Source organism: Halalkalibacter flavus (genome assembly GCF_036663575.1).
In the GTDB taxonomy this organism is placed as follows: domain Bacteria; phylum Bacillota; class Bacilli; order Bacillales; family Bacillaceae_D; genus Halalkalibacter; species Halalkalibacter flavus.
Window position 1 is genome coordinate 1 of the sequence record NZ_JAWRVK010000064.1, and the last position, 18,173, is coordinate 18,173.

Genomic DNA, 18,173 nt, shown 5'->3' on the forward strand with positions numbered 1-18,173 from the left:
TGTCAAGCCACCTGAGTCTACTTGATAATTGGTAAGAAAGTTAACTTTTTTGTGTCCAAAATATTGACCTAGATCCAATAGTTAAAGTAGGGAAAATCAAAGTATAATAAGAAAGGTAGGAGATATATGTTTATAGAACTAATAAAATCAAATACATTCATTTTCCTTACCAGGGGAGGTTCTCAATGAATACTAAAGCAATTATTTCTCTTATATTAGGTAGTGTTTCATTAATTCTTACTTTTTTAACACCACTTGGCTTTATCTTTGCTATTGTCGGTTTCTTTATAGGCTTTTTAAGTTTGAGAGAGATACATAAGACGGGTCAACAAGGACGTGGAGTAGCTATTGCAGGGTTAACCTGTAATACATTGGCAATAACTATTCCTTTAATTATGATTATTATCCATTTATTATTTTTGACTCCCACGGATTTCAGATTAGAAATTTCTTAAGCAATATATATTGCACGAACGGGCGTGTGTCTTCAACATTTGAAAAATGGATTTCCCTTTTTCTTATATAAAAAAGGGAATTAATGTTAATGTGAAGAGGGGAAATAAGGACTTTATAACTACCGGATGATTATTAATTTAACTGGAGGTGGGCTATTATTAAAGACCAAGGAACATTTATGATAATCACAACTTCTGTGATTATCCTTGTAGGAGTAATAATTCTATTTTTTTCATTATTCAAAAGTAAACAAATAAAAAAACGTTAAAAGTAAATTTTTCACTTAAACGCTCTTTCACTAACGAGTTAGTTTAGTGGAAGACAGAATCTTTATCTAAATATATATGTCCTATGAAAGGTTGTAATTATGTCAAAAAGATTTTATGTAATCTTAGTCTTTATCTTACTTGCATTCATCGGTATTTTTTATTGGTACTATCCAAACCTCCCACATGAAAAGATGAAGCGCAGTATATTATCTCAATATTTAGCAAGTCAAGAACAAATGAATACGGACTTGAATTTCGCATTAGATTTTTATTATAAAGGTGAAATAGAAAATTTTATATTGAACCTTGCAAAGGCGAATGAGCAAACAGCTGTTGCAAGAGCTCTTACGGGAAATGGTATGCCGATAAACAACCATAATAATATAATAGATTCAGGTAGCTTGTATGAATTTCAACATAAATCAAATAGCATTATTTATATTGTCTTTTCAAATGCTGTGAACGGTACACTTACTGAAGAGGATATAGGAAACCTTGAAGATCATACAAAGAAAATTAATCAATTTTTGTCCCGAATTGACAAAAAAAAATTATTTAGTGGTAACACTTCTGGGCAAATTGAAAGAGAGATTGAAAGTATAATTGAAGAGACTCGTTAAAATAAACCAGTTAAAGTGCTTTTCAACTAACGAGAGCTTTTTGTTGAACAAAAATAATGTAGGAAAAGTCGATCCCTAGTGAGATGGACTTTTTTTGCTTAAATCTGTTTGGTATTTAAAAGTTTTTAATGTGAGATTTTTGCCAAAGGTAATTGACATATTTAATTTTTCGACTATTCATAATAACGGTACCAACCTCTTGTAGTTCCTGTTCATCTAGCTCATGTCTAGGCACTTTTGTCTTTTCTTCCTTTTGGTGCTGCAATCCTTCAACATGCTCTGGTAACATCATTCGAGAGCCTTCCCATCTCATGTTCGATCCTTTTGTCACTTTATTCATAAGAACACCTCACCTCGATATTATAATTCATTATATGCGAATGTATGTTCTTGAATCGACTTGTAATAAGAATGTGGGTTTGAGTATAAGGAATATAAGATAAAGGTGTTCTAATGTGAAGGCCGTCCATGTTGTTGTGTCTTAATTTTACTTTTGGTTCTTCATTAACAGTCAGTAATGTGGAATAAGTAAATCAACGCTTGCTTTATTGTAGTAGAAGGATACTGCGCAACAGATCTTCAGTTTTAGGTGACTTTGTGAAACAATGTACTTAAGCTAACGGAGCAGTTTGCTTGAAGAAGGATTTCTGTCATGGTCGGAGTAAAGGGTACTATTTTATTGGGGTGATACACAATGTCGATAAAAGGACTTAATCATTTTTTATTTTCAGTTTCTGATTTAGATGTTTCTATTAAATTTTATAAAAATGTATTTGATGCTAAATTGTTAGTAAAAGGCAGAAACACTGCATACTTTGATTTAAATGGAATGTGGCTTGCTCTCAATGTAGAGAAAGATATACCTCGTAATGAAATAAACCAATCCTATACACACATAGCATTTTCAATTGAAGAAGAAAAGTTTGATGAGATGTACGAGAAACTAAGGAGATTGAATGTGAACATTTTATTAGGTCGTCCAAGAGATGAAAGAGATAAAAAGTCCATTTATTTTACTGACCCAGATGGTCATAAATTTGAATTTCATACAGGTACACTACAAGATAGATTGGATTACTACAAAAAAGAGAAAACACATATGGAGTTTTTCGATTAAGAGGATTCTTATTCAACAAACGGAGGCGTTAGTAAAATTACGGGCTGTAAATAGATGCAGCTCGTTTTTTATGCACTATAAATTGGAAAACAATGTTAAACTAAAGGGGAGTTTCATTCAATAAGACAAGCCAAATCTTAATAAGCTAAATTTACTGGAAGCAATAGTGGAAATGTAGCAGAAACCATTATGTGGTTTTAACGTTGATTATGGAGAAAGAAAAGAAGATAGGAAAGTTTTCTTGTGGAGGTAGTAAGTATGGAAACTAATAACAACCATTCAAATAACATAAAGCTAAAAGCATATCGTAATTCAGCTAATACACTTTTTCTTTCATATGCATTTTTTGTGGTTTTAAATGATATGTTATTAAATCGAGAGCTCGATTTTAAATATATTTTTAACATAACATTTGTTTTGATGATTTTTGTTTTCTACATAACTATTCTTATAAACAAATATAGAAGGAATAAATAATATTAAGAAATCCTTACTAATTCAAGTAACGGAAGCTTATCTTCAATAAGGAATCTATAAATGATCTTCCACAATCGGGCGCTTTTCTGAAATAAGGAAAGTGTCTTTCTTCATGAAAAGGGCCATATTGTGGAATAACACTGGGCAGTTAAATTGGATATTTATGTTAAAATAATTAGAGGTTGTGAAGGATTGTACTTAAATGTAGTGTAGTACTTTGTTTAGTATAAATGGCATTTTGAAATTATTTTAATATAATTATACAACCCTTTCTAAAAGGAAATACAAGCATTTAGTCACTTGATTTGGATCTTATGCGGGCATAACTATAAGCCCTGGATCCAGGCAAAACAAAGTTTGTTGGCTCAGACAAAACAGGCTATCATGCCCGCCACTCCAAATAAAGTGCACGTCTTTACCAATGTAAGTATTATACATGAAAAGTTTTTCTTTAGATAGTTTTCTTTGGTAAACACTACAGAAAGTAACGGGCAGATTACTTTAATAGTTATAAAATAAGAAATGAGTGATTTGATGTACTCAAAGAGTAAATTAAAACGAATGTCAAGAGTGCTATCTATGGTATTTGTTATCTTCATTCAAATTTATTGGTATAAAGTTAGAAAAAAACCTGAAGCTGATTGGGAAAAATTGTGGGGAAAAATAGGGAAAAGGTTTCGAAAAACAATATTTGAATTAGAAGGATTACTTATTAAAATTGGACAATTACTAAGCATTCGTGCGGACTTGCTTCCTAATGGATTTATCCGTCAAATTCAAGACCTTACAGATCAAGTTCCCCCTTCTGACTGGGAGAAGATTGAGGGAATTCTTGAAGCAGAATGGGGAGGTCCTCTGGAGCACTCCTTACTTTACATCAATAAAAAGGCAGTAGCTTCTGCCTCCATAGGAGAAGTTTATAAGGGTGTTTTAAAAGATGGTAAACCAGTTGCCATTAAAGTACAACGCCCAAATATTCAATCAATCATACAAACTGATTTCCGAACGTTAAGTATTATTATTTGGTTTACCCATCATTTTGTTCCCATGCCAAAAGGGTTTATAAATTTTAAGGTTTTATTTAAAGAACTAAAGGAAGTTATTGTACGGGAGCTTGATTTTTCGCAGGAAAAAAGTAGCCTTTTCTTTTTTCAAGAACGATTTAAGGATGTCGATATAGTGAAAATTCCAGACGTGTATTCCGAGCTAAGTACGCCAAAGGTATTGGTAATGGAGTGGGTGGATGGAATAAAGCTAACAGATGAAGAAGGAATAAACCAATTAGAAGTTAGCCAATGTGAAGTGGCTGAGCGGCTCATTGAAGTTTTTCTTCCCCAGTGGCTTGAACCAGGAATGTTCCATGCTGATCCCCATTCAGGAAACGTACTCGTATCAAAGGAAGGACAAATCATATTACTAGATTTCGGAATGGTAGGGGAAATTTCTAAGAAGGATGCTACATATTTTCAAGCATTAATAGAGAGTTTACTATCAAAAAATTATCCTAAAGCTGTGGAGTGCTTAACTCATTTAGGATTCTTGCTCCCTGAAGCAGACCCAAGGACGCTGGAAAGGCTGTTGGTTGAATTATTGTCTTTTCAACCTGCACAATTGAAAGAAATGGACCTTATTGCTTTAAAATTGGAGATGAACGATATGATTCAAGCACTTCCAATTCAAGTTCCAACGAGATTTGTTTTCTTAGGGCGGTCTTTCATTTCGGTGGAAGGAATGCTTCGGAGCTTGGCATCAGAGGATGATCTCATTAACGTTTTAAAACCAGTTTTTATGGATTGGTTAAGTAAACAAGAGAATAACAAATGGTCGTTTATTTGGTTTTGGTTGCAGTCACAGCCTTTATTTAAGACGATCCATTCCTTTACAGAATTTCTAAAACTACCTCAAAAGCTTGAGAATATAAAGGAAACCGAGCAGCGAAGACAATTTCAATTCACTATATATGAAAATTACAAAAAACAATTATTTCAATTAACACTACTTGGTTTTATCGGCATAGGGACAGGGATATATACTTCCCATCAACTTATCTTGCAGCTAGCCGTCGGAGTATCAGTCGTTTCTGGTATTCTATATTTTATTTATAGTTTTAAGTTGAAAAAATGGATGAAGTACATGCATGAAAAACGAAGAGGATAAAATATATGTTTTAGTTATCAATTAAATATTGTGATTAACTGTACGTAACAAACGTAGTGCTTTTCTTAAATAAATTTATACAACGACCTTCCACAATCGGGCGCTTTTCTGAAATAAGGAAAGCGTCTTTCTTCATGAAAAGGGCCATTTTCTTGAATAAGAGAAGGAATTATTAGAAAGTGAATCGGATCTTAATGTTATTTAATAGTCGGATTTGTAACCTCTACTACGTTCATTATCCCCGTCCGCCAAGAGGTGAACTTACCCAAAATTAAGTTGAACCAATTCAAAGCGTATTGGATATTCGCTTAATCCCCAAGTTAGCAGTATATTGCCATTCTATGTTTCCGGTAAATTATTTTTATATCGGAAACAAGGAAACGCTTTCAAAAAAAGTATTGACATAAATATTCTGAAAATTATAAAATTATAGTAAGGATTAGTTAACCCTTATAATCATAACAAGAAAGAGGTGAAGGATAGGTATTCGTGGACGTCCTGCTATTCTTTTAGTCAGTACAGTTCCCAGTTTATATCCGAAGTGATACTGGAGTATAAAGAAAGGCAAGTGAATTTAATATCTGTTATGGGTGTACTGTCACTTGGAGTTCCGAAAAGGGCAAGCATTAAAGTAATTGTGAAAGGTGCTGATGCAATACAAGCTATTGAAGTCGTTGATCAATTGATGGAAAAAGAACAGCTTGATGTACAAGAACATAAGTGGTTGATGGGATTGCAGCCATAAGGGATGTTGTTATTGCGAATGTCTTATGTCTAACAAATGCCTAGATTTTCTGGAAAAATAAGAAAAAGGTAAGGCTTTGTTTAAGCGTTGTAATTAATGGGCTGGGGTATGAGGTGAAAATAATAAACTAATTGCTTTTGGTTATGGTTGTGGAATGGGCTTAGAACATGACATTCGGAAAAGCAGTATAAAAGTTTTTCTGTTCTAAAAATACAATTCAACAATCGGGCTAAATTTTTGTGTGAAGAGTTTTGTTTTTTAGTTATTTTATATGAATAAATGAGAACTTTCATTTCTTTAATATTGCACATTTGACACATAAAGCGATATTAAGGAGGAACTGAGATGGATGCAGAAAAATGGAATAAAGCGACAAACGTTAGTTTTGATAAACAAAGGGAGGTTGACGAGAAATTATCGCCAAGCATTGGTCAAATGCAATATGCCATTAGTTATGCGAGGACTATCTACGAGTGTACAAAAATAATGAAGAATGCATCAACTATGGCACACGAAGGACTAATTGATTTTGAACTTGCCCAGAAAATATTAGATGTTCAAAGGAAAAATATTGAACGTGGTACTATATACTTACAAGAATATTTGAAGGATTAAATTAGGTCGCTCGCTCTTCGTAACAACTGCTCAATTAGGAGCAGTGCAAAATTTTGTTAGCTTTGCTGGTAATCTACTAATTGTTTTATTTGCTGGGCAGGTCGCGGTTGGGTTTAGAAGAAGATTTTTTTGGTTAAGATTTAGCGCTGTTTCATGGCATCTGTTTTTGGTGTCTTAGCTGTAAACTTAGCTTTTCATGAAATAAAATAAAACTTTGAAGAGTTTTGGTAAGATAAGAGTAATCCATTTTTTCTTCAAAAAGGTGACGTTTGTTGAGGGGCGAGAGCTGTTTACATAGCTCTTTCTTTGAACTAAAGAGTGCTATCGTTCAATAAGCACGTGTGGCTTTAACAACCTTTATAAATATTATTGATCTTCCACAATCGGGCGCTTTTCCGAAATAAGGAAAGCGTCTTTCTTCATGAAAAGTGCCAGATAATTGAATAACACTTGGCAACTAAATTGGATATTTATGTTAAAGTAATTAGAGATTGTGAAGGGTTGCACTTATTTAAACAACAGGAACTTATAAAATATTATGAGTGCTTCCATTCTACTTTCAAAAGCGTTAAAAGCAGTTTTACAAACCTGATGGGATTACTGTTACACAAAATGGCGGTATCTTCAATGAGTTAGCTCATTACCATATGCACGTTGTTCAAGCTACGAAATGCAATCATTTGCGGACTTCTACAATGAGGATGCAGTATTAAAATATCAGGTATATTATCTTCAGTAAGTAATTATAGTTTTCAACGTTAACAACGATAGGACTTTACGTGGAAAGGTGGATATGATAGGCTCGTTTGTCTGATGAAACCTTAGCTTCAGCTTTTCAAGACAAATCGTACCCATAGAAGCTTCAAGTTCTTAACCACTTATCTATGCTTTCATGTAAACTAAGATAAAGGGGCAATCTATCAATCTTTTTAGAGTGGTACTGTTGTCTAGCGCAATCGTTTGCATTAAAATAAAGAGGGTGTTGTGAGTTTTAGAGAAGGTTTTATATTAATAGGAATATCTGTAACCTTTTTTGTTTGGACGGTAGAGCAATTAGTAAAATTATTGGAAAAAGGCGCTTAGAGGAGATAGTTAATAAATGATTCTTAATGATTTTTTCATTAATCTTTGTATTATTTTGTTCTTTGTTAGCACGGGTATACTTATTCGAGTTTTAACGAAGCGAAATAAGATGGAAGAGGAACTAAGGACGACCAAAGAACGACTGGAATCATTCATCAGTCATAACCGAGATGCTATTATTATATCTGATTTAAAAGGACGTATTTTACAAGCCAATAAAGCTTATGAGAAGATGTTGGGTTGGTCTATACAAGAAATCAAAGGACAAATATTACCATGTGTACCTGATTTCTTAATAGATCGAACTTTTGAAACCATTTCAAAGATTATATCTGGAGAATCAACTAGCACGAAATGGGAAGCAGTTAGACAACGAAAAGATGGAAGCCTTATTGATGTAAGTGTGACGCTTTCACCTATTCTAGATTCAAAGGGAAAGGTGATTTCTTTATCATTAGTCTATAGAGACATTTCTGAAAGAAAGCAAGTAGAAAGAGAACTCCATCAATTACATAAACAATTGCTGGAAAGTGAGAAGAAATACCGTGTTCTATTTGAACAGTCACCTGATGCCGTATACTTAGTGGAATTGAATGAAGAGCAATTTCCAACTCGATTACTTGAAATAAACCCAGTTGGGTGCGAAAGATTTGGGTACAGTAGGGAAGAACTTCTCTCGATGCCATATACCGAAATTGCTTCTCAAAAGTCTACAATGTTCATAAGAACTGTAGAAAAAATCAAAGAAGGAAAACGTTCTTTCACTTTACAAGACGAATATGTTTTTAAAAAAACAAACAAAAAAATAAATAATGAGTTTAGTGTTCGTGTATTTAACTTGAATGGAACGGAAGTTTTACTGCTTATCTCTCGAGATATTACTGAACGGTTAAAAACAGAAGAATTATTACGAAAGTCAGAGAAGCTTGCAGTTGTAGGGCAATTAGCTACTGCAATCGCCCATGAAGTTAAAAATCCTTTAACCACAATGAAAGGATTTATGCAATTTCTAAAATCAACAGAAAGTGAGAACAAGCAGCATTATATAGATATGGTATTGTCAGAAATGGATCGAATAGAAAGTATTGCCAATGAATTTATGACAATAGCCAAGCCGCAGGCAGTAAAGGTTCAACCGAATGACCTACATAAGTTAGTAGGACAAGTTATCATGCTACTTCAACCTCAAGCAATGATGAATAATGTTCAAATTATAACAAAATTTGAATCTGATGTTTCATTGATCCCCTGTGAAGGGAATCAAATAAAACAAGTAGTTATCAATATCCTGAAAAATGCGATTGAAGCGATGCCAACGGGAGGAGAAATTTTGATTCAAATCGATAAACACGATGATCATCATGTGAGTATTCGTTTTATCGATCAAGGGTGTGGGATTTCAAAAGAACGTATCGTATATCTCGGAGAACCTTTTTACAGTATCAAAGAAGAAGGAGTCGGTTTAGGATTAATGATCTGTTATAAAATTATTGAAGCACATCAAGGAAAGATCGTGATTGAAAGTGAAGTGAATAAAGGAACGACAGTTGAGGTCATTCTCCCTGAAGTGCTCAGAAAGTGAAGATAAGAACCTATTAATTTTTTTATTAATAATCAAAAGGGTTTACAACGGAAATAAGTGATCTTGTTGCTTCGGGCGCTTTTCTGAAATAAGGAAAGCGTCTTTCTTCATGAAAAGTTCCAGATTATGGAGGACCATTTCTTATGGCCCTTGGATATTTATGTTAAAATAGTCATTGTGAAGTTTTTCACTTAAAGTAACGAGCAGGTTAGCAAAACAGGGCTAGTGAATTCTATTACCGATTGAAGTATATACCGAGATAGGAGATGTTTAAATTGAAATATTTTATATTATTTATTGTTTGTATACCTTTGCTTATAGGGTGCTCCAATCTCGATAAAGCAAAAGAAGTTAGGGTCATTGGTCAAATGAAGCCTGATGAAGAAAATCAATATCATTTATATTCTTTTTGGAGTGCGATTCCGCAAAAAAATTGGAAAGAGGAAGAAACTAACAATGACCTTAGAAGACAGTTTGAACTTTATTTTTCGTTTAATGTTCCAGTAGGAAAACTACATCTTGTTTCATATCCAAGTCCTGACTCTGATAAATTTAATGACTATGTTGAGGTTTTGGATTTGAATGAATTCCCAACTTTTATTATTTTAGATAATGAAGGAATTGTATTAAGGACAACAAATGTAAATGAACTTCTAGAATTTATAAATGCTTTACCTGATATTGAGCACGTAGAATAAGTATTATTCTTATTGCGCTTTAACAAAAGTTGCTACGGCAACTATTTTTCTTGTTGCACTAACGAGCAGGAGTGCGAAATAATGGCTATCGATTCTTAAAATATTGTAGCAGAATTGCAGATGATATTGGGTATTTATGGTAACATTATGGGGGAGGTGTTAAGTTGTGGAAACTAAAAACGAAACGGTAAAAGCTTTTTCTATAATTAAGACTGTTATTGCAATGATTGCTATTTTTATTGTTACCATAGGGTTATTTAATAACAATTTAAATATCCGTATATTATTCTTGTTAGCCTCCTTTACCTTTTGCCTAAACCTATTTAATACGTATTTTCCGAAGAGGAAAGATGGGGATTTTATTGCAGATTCTTTGCTTGCAATTGGGTTTTTAATTGCCTTTTTCCTAATCTGATTTTATAAGGAGTTCTTTGTGTAATAGCTCTCTTATTGAAGTAACGGAGTGCGATAATTGAGGAACAGGGGAACTGTATCAATTAAAGATTTTTTGGGTCTTAGTTGAAAAAGGTGAGATGAGAATGGGATAAATTAAAATTTACGGAGTTAAGGACAGGTTAAATCCAATTAAGGAAACACTACTGAATGTTGCATTCGTGTATGGTGGAAGCACTTCAATTTCCTTCGGGTAAGAAATTTCATCGCTTTTTTCCTATGACAAAGAAGATTTTTATTTTGCAAGTGAGAACTGAAGCATATACTGTAATTGAGGTTAGTATGTTTGAAGGTCGAACGGTTGATGCTAAAAAACAATTACTAAAGTTACTATTTGAACGTCTAAATAGGTGAATAAAATATATTCTCTCAAGATGTTGAGATTACAATTTTTGAAACACCAAAACAAAACTGGGGAATTAGAGGATTACCTGGGGATGAGTTAGCGCTGAATTATCAAGTTAATGTATGAGTAAAAGGCGGTCAGAAAGTGAACGCCTTTTTAGCATTATTGTTGTTGAGAACCAGGTGGGACGTAAAATGGTGGCACTTTAATCCATCCGCGTTTGCGCATTAAATGTTTTAATCTAGTCGCGAAAGCAAGTTTTTCTGCTTGAAACTGAATAAACAATAAACCTACATCTGTACGAATCGATTCTGAAGCAGTACCAGCAGCACGCATAATTAAGCTAACAATTTTTAAAGATAATTCGTTTGCAATTACATCATCCGTTAATTTAACACCGAGAGGAATACTGTTAGGGTCTGATATTGGCATATCTTCAGGAGCAGGAGGTAATGGGATTCCTTCCTTAATCATAAAATCATGCAGTCGTTCCCTTTGACTGGTTCCTAGTTTCATATCTTCTTCAAGTATTGCTTTTAGTTCATTATCCGTCGTGGTATGTATACCTGCTTGAACAGCAACTTTGGCTAATTCAAGGCCTGCTAAGTAAATCCAGCATGCCATCACTTCTCCGACATGAAGAGGTTGATCTTCATCTTGAACTGTCATGGACTTCATGGCATCCAAAACTGTTTCCCATACATTTACCATGTGATTTCCCTCCTGTTTTTGTAGTTTAATTATTTATATTATTTGTGTCATCCGATTTATTATTCAGGTACAGATGGATCGACGACAAATGGTGGGTCGAAAATATTTGACCCATTGAGGATGGGCTATATTATGCAAGCTTATCAATATTACCTAAATTAAGCGAATAGCTTATTCAACAAACGGTTGGTTGAAAGGAATAACTGGAGTGTAGTTGTGGCACCTTCTTTGCTTCTTGTGGTAACGGGGTTACTTGGAGAAGGAATCAGTTTATTTAATGTCGAATTTAGTAATTTTATATAAGTGTAAAGTGGAATGGGGGCTTTATCTAGTGGAACAGAAAGAGTTTTGGAGCTTAATTAAAAAGTCCAGAGAATTTGATGATCAAGCGGAATGGTTAACAGAGGCACTAACTCAAAAAGAATTAGAGGAAGTGTTAGAATTTGAATTATTATTTCAAAAATTCATGAATGCTAGTTATAAATCTCGTTTATGGGGAGCCGCATTTGTATTGATGGGTGGCTGTTCTGACGATGCTTTTGATTATTTTCGAGGATGGCTAATTGGACAGGGTGAAGAAGTTTTTAACAAGGTAATGAAAGACCCTGAATTTTTAGCAGAATACATAAATAAAGATAACCTTGATGATGAAGGGTTCCCACAAAATGAAGAATTGCTTTCGGTTGGATTAGATGCCTATACCCTGATAAAGACAGGTGATAGTGAATGGGATGACAATATTTATGATGAGCTATTAGAATCTCTTGACAAAAAGGGGTTACAGCTTGTTACTGACATAGAATTTGATTGGGAGGAAGATGATCTGGAAAATTTATATCCTATTCTATGGGAAAGGTTTGGTGAAGAACCACTAGGTTAAATTTTTATCTTCAAAATCAACTATAAGAAGTAGTTAGTTATTGTATCATAATCTGGCGGTAGTTTCTGTACTTATTGAAGTAACGGTGCAGTTTTCTTTAAGAAGGAATGTACTTTTTGAACACATATCATGTTGTTTAACCAACAAATCCTCTAATAATGGTACAGAAGGAGTAATTTCTAAAATAAAGGGTGATGTAGATAATGAGCACATCAAAAATAACTATGAAAAGCCCCACTCCAATCCTACGTATTTTTGACGAGGAAAAAGCCAAAGAATTTTATTTGACATTTTTGGAATTTGAGTTGGATTGGGAGCATCGATTTGAGGATGACCTACCTTTATACATGCAAGTTTCTTATGGGAGCTGTATTATTCATCTTTCAGAGCATCATGGAGATTGCTGTCCTGGAGGTGCTATAAGAATTGAAGTGCAAAACTTAGAGTTATTCCATTCAAACCTTTTATCAAAGAAATACAAATATGCTTGTCCAGGCATCGAAACAACCCCCTGGAACTCTCTGGAGGTTAGTATTGGAGACCCATTCGGAAATAGAATTGTCTTTTTTGAGAACCTTCAAAAATAATATTACTACTTTCAATGTACATATGGCTTTATTATTTTAAATTTCTTGAAGGGTGCTTTAACGAAAGAACTGGAGCTGTCATAACGGCAGCTCCTTTATTCCGCTAACGTGGCTGTTTTGTAAAGAACATCTTTCATCTTCTATTATGGTTGGAGGTGGGTAGAAAAAGAAGATGGTTCATTTATAATAGGATGGTTACTTATGCCTGATGTCCCAGAAATAGCCCATGCAATTGCTGGGGAAGTAATAACAACTATTGAAGATTTTTTTATAAATGAAGAGTCTTGTATTCAAGTGAATGATAATGAAAGCAAAACAATTTACTTTAGAGGCAATAAAGGAATATGGGCTGTAACAGGAGTAGATTTTAACACTGTATATGAAAAAGTTAATAGTATACAGGCGGGAGTATATTAAACAATGGGGTGCTATTCTTCAAGAAGGAGAGTAGCTTTTTTTTTATTTTTAGCTTATTCCTTACTCCATTCGATAACAACTTTGTAAATTTATTTGTAGGGTTTTCAATTTTTACTGTAGGCTTTTTATTGACACCATATTTTGTGAAATATGAGCAAATTTTAAGGATTATAGCTGAACTAACGGGCGCTTGAATGAAAGAGTGGAGCTGTCGTAACAGCAGCTCCTTTGGCTTATTGTGCTATCGAACAGTTTAGCGGAAGACAGATTGTTTGTTTAAGTATATTTACACTTAATATGAGCATAAAAAAAAGGAATTTTGCTAGTAGTATTTAATATTTACTTGGTAACGTATAATTACAATTAATTGTCTTATGATTAGCGGAGGTGGAAAATTGAAAGCGTTATTTATTGGAGGGACGGGAACGATTAGTTCTGCTATTACGAAGCAGCTAGTAGAAAAGGGATGTGAGCTCTACCTTCTGAATAGGGGGAATCGAAAGCACTGCTTGCCAGAAGGGGTAAACTTACTTCAAGCTGATATTAATGATGAAGACCATGTCTCCAGACTGATTGAAGATTTAGAGTTTGATGTCGTTGCTGATTTCATCGCGTTTGAAACGGCACAGCTTGAAAGAGATTATCGCTTATTTAAGGGGAAAACGAAACAATTTATTTTTATTAGTTCTGCTTCTGCATACCAAACTCCTTTGTCTGACTATCGAATTACAGAAGGAACGCCATTATCAAATCCATATTGGCAATATTCGAGAAACAAGATTGCCTGTGAAGAGTATTTGCTGAAGCTCTATCGAGAGGAAGACTTTCAGATTACGATTGTAAGACCAAGTCACACCTATGATGAACTTTCGATTCCACTTGGAGTACATGGAAGCAAGGGCACATGGCAGGTAGCAAAACGAATGTTGGAGAATAAACCCGTTATCATTCATGGTGATGGTACATCCTTGTGGACGATGACACACAATAGTGATTTTGCTAAAGGCTTTATTGGCTTGATGGGCAATATCCATGCAATCGGTGAGTCTGTTCATATCACTTCAGATGAAAGTCTTACCTGGAATCAAATTTACGAAACAATCGCAGACGCACTCGGAGTGAAACTCAATGCAATCCATGTGTCATCGGAATTTTTGGACGCATGCAGTAAGGAGGATTACAGGGGTGGATTATTAGGGGATAAGGCGAATTCTGTCGTTTTCGATAATTCTAAACTAAAAAGACTTGTTCCCGATTTTGTTGCTACGACCCGATTTGACCAAGGGATTAGGCAAACGATCGAATACTTATTAGCTCATCCTGAACTACAAATACCAGATGAGGAATTTGACAATTGGTGTGACAGAGTTGTTGACGTATTAAATTCGGCATTAAAGATTATTAATGAATAGATTCTATAAAAAGATGTTTGTTCAAAATGGATTTGAAAAAATGTTTACTAATAATTTTGTATAACGAAAATTGGCTGCTGGCTGCAAGAGTGGAAAAGGGTTGCTGATGACAGTAGCTCTATTCTTGTTAAAGTAACGGAATAGTAAGAAGAAAGGACATAACATATTTTCCATGACTAATATGTTATGTTCTTTAATTTATCTAACTTTTTTCATTTACGTCTTGATAAAAATCTTTCTCTCCAATCCTTTTTCTTTTACCTTTTATAATGGGTGACATCTTATATTTTGAAGTTATTATAAGATGTTTTTAATTATTTTCTTGACTTTAATAAAACTGTAACTCAATCTACTTTGATAAATTAATTTAAATAATCTTTAGGTGTACCATAGTAAATTGTGTGATTGAATTCTGGATAAATGGATGTGTACATAATATAAATTGGGGCGTTTAGTAGTGTCGGATAATTTGTAAAAATTTTTTATCACCGTAAAACATTCCTTTTAAAGCTGTACTCATTACTTTTCGAAAGATGTTATAGCGAAATTTGGACTGTTCTTTCGTAAATGGTCCTTCATCAACGTGAGCTTTTCCTACAATACTTACTCTATTTAACTGATCTATTTGCCATTCTGCTAGAACTTCATCGCGCATATCCCAATTGATCGTTTTGTAATTATAGTACCTATATCTTAAAATAGTTCACCTGTTATATCTGAGTGAGTTAAGGTGTATTTACGTCCTTGAATAGGTTGCACAAAAGTAGCAGGGGGGGATTAGATTAGTCGTTAATTTTTGTGGATCAAACATGGATAATCAAGTTGCCTCCTTTATGGTACAAGCAGGTATATATTTTTCTATATAGTCTATGCTTCAGTACAATTACAAGACTGGGTATATGAACATAGAGGGTGTTAAGTAAACTCATATAGTAAGATAAATGCCAAATAACTATATAAAGGTGCTGTTAGGAAACAATATGAATATTGAAATATCATAACAGTCGCTTGACATTGGGAGAGTATATAAGTGTGGGAGAGAGATGAGGTATAGCATCTTTTTTTGGATTATTTTTATATCGATACTTGGTATGAAGGGAGAAAATGAAATAAAAAATTAACCTACAAAATGGTGCACAAAATGTCGGATGAATAGAATAAACTCCTGTTATTCTATTGATGAAAGGAGGTCATAGTAATGGATTTGCTTAAGGACATGAATACTGCAATGAAGTATATCGAGGAAAACCTTACTAACGAAATAGACTTCAAGGTGGTGGCAAGTTTAGCTCATTGTTCCGAATATCATTTTAAAAGAATGTTTTCTTTCCTTGCAGGAATTACGTTATCAGAATATATACGCCGTAGACGACTTAGTTTGGCAGCATTTGAGCTTCAAAATAGTAACGTAAAGTAATGGAGTAGCGACAACACGAGAAAATCCTGGAAGCTTTTCAAAACTTGAAGTTCCTGCCTTAACATGGGCGATATTTGAATCAACATGACCATTTCCTAACACCCTCCAGGAAACTTGGGGAAGAATTTATTCAGAGTGGTTCCCATCTTCTAACTATCAAGTAACAGAAGGACCTGAAATCTTGTCGATTAAAAGTAAAGATTTAGCTTCACCATCAGTAAAATGCGAAATTTGGATTCCAATTTTGAAAGAATAAAATAATATTTGAAATATATCTCTGAGCTGTTGCGGCAGCTCATTTTTAGTTCGCCCAGCATGGGCGAACTCTAACGGGTGCGATAAGGAATTTCTACGGAAGATATAGGATTGAGTTTATGCGGAATATTTGGGTTAATTGGTTTGGAATTTCATATCTTAATAAAAATAAAAGAATTAGTGAAGGGATATGGTGATTTGGAGACTAAATATACCAATGTTATTAAACCATTTAGAATGTTGAAATTACTTGGAATGACCTTGATTACAATCATTTTGCTTACACTGGTCTCAGGGTTTCTTTATGAATATATCAGTTACAAAAATGTTAAGAGCAACTACCCTCCAGATGGACAAATGATTGATGTCGGGGGCAGAGAAATACATATGAATATCAAAGGAACCAAAACGAGTTTGCCACCTGTTGTTATTGAAACAGGAACTGGTAATTGGTCCTATGATTGGTCAAACATTCAGAAAGAACTATCAAAACATACTCAAGTAATCACTTATGACCGAGCAGGGTATGGATGGAGTGATCCACCTCCTGATGGGTTTTCTATCGATACGACGATTAATGATTTAAGTAAGATTCTCGAATCTTCTAAAATTGACAGCCCTGTAATATTAGTGGGGCATTCTGTTGGAGGGATTTATTCTCGTCTCTTTGTAGAAAAGTACCCAGAAAAGGTATCGGGATTAGTGCTTGTTGATTCTAGAAATGAGTATTTTTCAGAACAAGCAAAATCATTTAATGACAATTTTTTCGAAACACAAGACCAATCGATGAATCGCATATTATCTCAAATTGGAATAGTACGACTATTTGGGGAAAGTATGATTTCAGATTCAATTCCAAATTACCTTTCTGCAAAAAAGTATGTAAATGTACATTGGGACACTTCATTTTTCAAAGTATTAAATGAAGAAATTAAGCAAATAAAAATCAATGAGAAATTACTAGTAGATACTCACTCTTTAGGAGATAAGCCTTTAACCATTATAACACCGAGTGATGTAGAATTGCAGGCAACAGAATTAGGATTCTCAGAAAAAGAGGCGGAAATCTTTGAAAAGATATGGATGGATGCTCAAAAAAAATTGACCAATTTATCCACTAATAGTGAATTCATTTTAGTTCCCAATAGTAGTCACTCAGTAATGTATGACCAACCTGATGTAATAATAAGAGCTATTTTAAAAATGGCTGATGAGATATAAATTGATTAAATGTATTAAACATCGTTCTTAATTAAATCTTACAGAATTAAGTCGCTTCTAAGAAGAAGTAAAGATGCTCTTCTTCAATACATTTCTTCAACTAATGATGAGCAATCCTCGAGTAAGAGAATTGCCCTTTTCTAATCGAGGTAACGAGGGAGATTAATAAAATAGTAGTTTTTTATGTTCAAAGATAAATTTTAATTTTATTTGAAAGGAGAGAATAGGATGAAAAATAAATTATTATAGTGATTGTATTATTGTGTAATTTAGGTTCTACGATGTAAGTAGTATGGGATCGCTTAGTTATACTTTTAAATCCATCTTCTACGGTATTTCAATGACAGTTTTACTTATAATCGGTTTGTCAGGTTTATTTAAGTATTTGAGAAGAGGGAAGGAAGTATATAGAGTTCGTTCTTCAAGAAAAGGGAGCAAGAGTGGAACAAGGGTTGCTGGTGACAGAGAATATACATTTAAAATCTAACTCAGGCTACCAAACCCAAAAAATTGGTGTATTGGTAGCCTGAAAATTTGTATTTTCCTAGAACTATTTAAGCTTAGAAGCTTATTTATTCTTTTTAATTTCCAAACGCGTGGTCTAACTCCACCGTCTTTAGACGGTATACGCTTTTAGCCTTATACTTCGATGTCC

General features: G+C 33.8%; 16 protein-coding genes and 5 pseudogenes. 17 read left to right on the forward strand and 4 right to left on the reverse strand.

Annotated elements, in window-relative coordinates; genetic code table 11:
- Positions 1 to 185: 185 nt before the first annotated feature.
- Both SAY88_RS23105 and SAY88_RS23110 read left to right on the forward strand, forming a co-directional pair.
- A complete protein-coding gene (locus SAY88_RS23105; protein ID WP_332634675.1) occupies positions 186 to 455 on the forward strand; it encodes a DUF4190 domain-containing protein in 270 nt (89 codons plus the stop codon).
- A 368-nt stretch (positions 456 to 823) separates the two neighbouring features.
- Positions 824 to 1,345 (forward strand): hypothetical protein, encoded by a 522-nt coding sequence (locus tag SAY88_RS23110; protein ID WP_332634677.1) that lies wholly within the window; start codon positions 824 to 826, stop codon positions 1,343 to 1,345.
- Positions 1,346 to 1,460: 115 nt separating this feature from the next.
- Here SAY88_RS23110 and SAY88_RS23115 read toward each other — a convergent pair whose 3' ends face one another.
- A complete protein-coding gene (locus SAY88_RS23115; RefSeq protein WP_332634679.1) occupies positions 1,461 to 1,685 on the reverse strand; it encodes a YolD-like family protein in 225 nt (74 codons plus the stop codon).
- 354 nt (positions 1,686 to 2,039) lie between these two features.
- On the opposite strand from SAY88_RS23115, the gene fosM reads away from it, so the two are divergent.
- From fosM to SAY88_RS26105, 9 genes and pseudogenes are all read left to right on the forward strand, one after another.
- On the forward strand, positions 2,040 to 2,462 hold the full coding sequence (gene fosM, locus SAY88_RS23120; protein WP_332634680.1) for a FosM family fosfomycin resistance protein: 423 nt from the start codon (positions 2,040 to 2,042) through the stop codon (positions 2,460 to 2,462).
- Positions 2,463 to 3,518: 1,056 nt separating this feature from the next.
- Positions 3,519 to 5,096, forward strand: coding sequence for an ABC1 kinase family protein (locus SAY88_RS23125; RefSeq protein WP_332634682.1), 1,578 nt, complete (start codon positions 3,519 to 3,521; stop codon positions 5,094 to 5,096).
- 479 nt (positions 5,097 to 5,575) lie between these two features.
- Positions 5,576 to 5,841, forward strand: a pseudogene (locus tag SAY88_RS23130) (HPr family phosphocarrier protein).
- A 345-nt stretch (positions 5,842 to 6,186) separates the two neighbouring features.
- The gene (locus tag SAY88_RS23135) at positions 6,187 to 6,456 is read left to right on the forward strand and encodes a hypothetical protein (protein ID WP_332634684.1); all 270 of its coding nucleotides are present in this window, start codon (positions 6,187 to 6,189) and stop codon (positions 6,454 to 6,456) included.
- 532 nt (positions 6,457 to 6,988) lie between these two features.
- Positions 6,989 to 7,150, forward strand: a pseudogene (locus tag SAY88_RS23140) (HIT family protein); the annotation flags it as partial.
- Positions 7,151 to 7,630: 480 nt separating this feature from the next.
- A pseudogene (locus SAY88_RS23145) lies at positions 7,631 to 9,121 on the forward strand (PAS domain-containing sensor histidine kinase); the annotation flags it as partial.
- Positions 9,122 to 9,396: 275 nt separating this feature from the next.
- Positions 9,397 to 9,819 carry a hypothetical protein gene (locus tag SAY88_RS23150; RefSeq protein WP_332634685.1) on the forward strand — a complete coding sequence of 141 codons (423 nt, stop codon included), beginning with the start codon at positions 9,397 to 9,399 and terminating at the stop codon, positions 9,817 to 9,819.
- Positions 9,820 to 9,985: 166 nt separating this feature from the next.
- Positions 9,986 to 10,234 (forward strand): hypothetical protein, encoded by a 249-nt coding sequence (locus SAY88_RS23155; RefSeq protein WP_332634686.1) that lies wholly within the window; start codon positions 9,986 to 9,988, stop codon positions 10,232 to 10,234.
- Between the two features lie 188 nt (positions 10,235 to 10,422).
- Entirely contained in the window at positions 10,423 to 10,626 is a 204-nt protein-coding gene (locus SAY88_RS26105) for a tautomerase family protein (protein WP_431308910.1), read from the forward strand.
- Positions 10,627 to 10,780: 154 nt separating this feature from the next.
- Here SAY88_RS26105 and SAY88_RS23165 read toward each other — a convergent pair whose 3' ends face one another.
- Positions 10,781 to 11,329: a DUF3231 family protein gene (locus SAY88_RS23165; protein WP_332634687.1), complete on the reverse strand. Its 549-nt coding sequence runs from the start codon at positions 11,327 to 11,329 to the stop codon at positions 10,781 to 10,783.
- Positions 11,330 to 11,660: 331 nt separating this feature from the next.
- Between SAY88_RS23165 and SAY88_RS23170 the strand changes: the two genes are divergently transcribed.
- From SAY88_RS23170 to SAY88_RS23185, 4 genes are all read left to right on the forward strand, one after another.
- Positions 11,661 to 12,209: a DUF4240 domain-containing protein gene (locus SAY88_RS23170; RefSeq protein WP_332634688.1), complete on the forward strand. Its 549-nt coding sequence runs from the start codon at positions 11,661 to 11,663 to the stop codon at positions 12,207 to 12,209.
- A 203-nt stretch (positions 12,210 to 12,412) separates the two neighbouring features.
- Positions 12,413 to 12,796, forward strand: coding sequence for a glyoxalase superfamily protein (locus SAY88_RS23175; protein ID WP_332634690.1), 384 nt, complete (start codon positions 12,413 to 12,415; stop codon positions 12,794 to 12,796).
- 201 nt (positions 12,797 to 12,997) lie between these two features.
- The gene (locus SAY88_RS23180) at positions 12,998 to 13,213 is read left to right on the forward strand and encodes a hypothetical protein (protein ID WP_332634691.1); all 216 of its coding nucleotides are present in this window, start codon (positions 12,998 to 13,000) and stop codon (positions 13,211 to 13,213) included.
- Positions 13,214 to 13,608: 395 nt separating this feature from the next.
- Positions 13,609 to 14,625 (forward strand): SDR family oxidoreductase, encoded by a 1,017-nt coding sequence (locus SAY88_RS23185; protein ID WP_332634693.1) that lies wholly within the window; start codon positions 13,609 to 13,611, stop codon positions 14,623 to 14,625.
- 362 nt (positions 14,626 to 14,987) lie between these two features.
- On the opposite strand, the pseudogene SAY88_RS23190 reads toward SAY88_RS23185, so the two are convergent.
- Both SAY88_RS23190 and SAY88_RS25845 read right to left on the reverse strand, forming a co-directional pair.
- Positions 14,988 to 15,280, reverse strand: a pseudogene (locus SAY88_RS23190) (staygreen family protein).
- 38 nt (positions 15,281 to 15,318) lie between these two features.
- A complete protein-coding gene (locus SAY88_RS25845; protein WP_348533384.1) occupies positions 15,319 to 15,384 on the reverse strand; it encodes a staygreen family protein in 66 nt (21 codons plus the stop codon).
- Positions 15,385 to 15,823: 439 nt separating this feature from the next.
- On the opposite strand from SAY88_RS25845, the pseudogene SAY88_RS23195 reads away from it, so the two are divergent.
- Positions 15,824 to 16,298 (forward strand): annotated as a pseudogene (locus SAY88_RS23195) (GyrI-like domain-containing protein).
- Between the two features lie 143 nt (positions 16,299 to 16,441).
- Entirely contained in the window at positions 16,442 to 17,518 is a 1,077-nt protein-coding gene (locus tag SAY88_RS23200) for an alpha/beta fold hydrolase (protein WP_332634695.1), read from the forward strand.
- Positions 17,519 to 18,173 lie beyond the last annotated feature (655 nt).

What these genes read in the sequence shown, in the direction of transcription:
- SAY88_RS23105 (WP_332634675.1), top strand. Translation starts at nt 186, where the DNA reads ATGAATACTAAAGCAATTATTTCTCTTATATTAGGTAGTGTTTCATTA.
- SAY88_RS23110 (WP_332634677.1), top strand. Translation starts at nt 824, where the DNA reads ATGTCAAAAAGATTTTATGTAATCTTAGTCTTTATCTTACTTGCATTC.
- SAY88_RS23115 (WP_332634679.1), bottom strand. Translation starts at nt 1,685, where the DNA reads ATGAATAAAGTGACAAAAGGATCGAACATGAGATGGGAAGGCTCTCGA.
- fosM (WP_332634680.1), top strand. Translation starts at nt 2,040, where the DNA reads ATGTCGATAAAAGGACTTAATCATTTTTTATTTTCAGTTTCTGATTTA.
- SAY88_RS23125 (WP_332634682.1), top strand. Translation starts at nt 3,519, where the DNA reads ATGGTATTTGTTATCTTCATTCAAATTTATTGGTATAAAGTTAGAAAA.
- SAY88_RS23135 (WP_332634684.1), top strand. Translation starts at nt 6,187, where the DNA reads ATGGATGCAGAAAAATGGAATAAAGCGACAAACGTTAGTTTTGATAAA.
- SAY88_RS26105 (WP_431308910.1), top strand. Translation starts at nt 10,423, where the DNA reads ATGTTGCATTCGTGTATGGTGGAAGCACTTCAATTTCCTTCGGGTAAG.
- SAY88_RS23165 (WP_332634687.1), bottom strand. Translation starts at nt 11,329, where the DNA reads ATGGTAAATGTATGGGAAACAGTTTTGGATGCCATGAAGTCCATGACA.
- SAY88_RS23175 (WP_332634690.1), top strand. Translation starts at nt 12,413, where the DNA reads ATGAGCACATCAAAAATAACTATGAAAAGCCCCACTCCAATCCTACGT.
- SAY88_RS23180 (WP_332634691.1), top strand. Translation starts at nt 12,998, where the DNA reads ATGCCTGATGTCCCAGAAATAGCCCATGCAATTGCTGGGGAAGTAATA.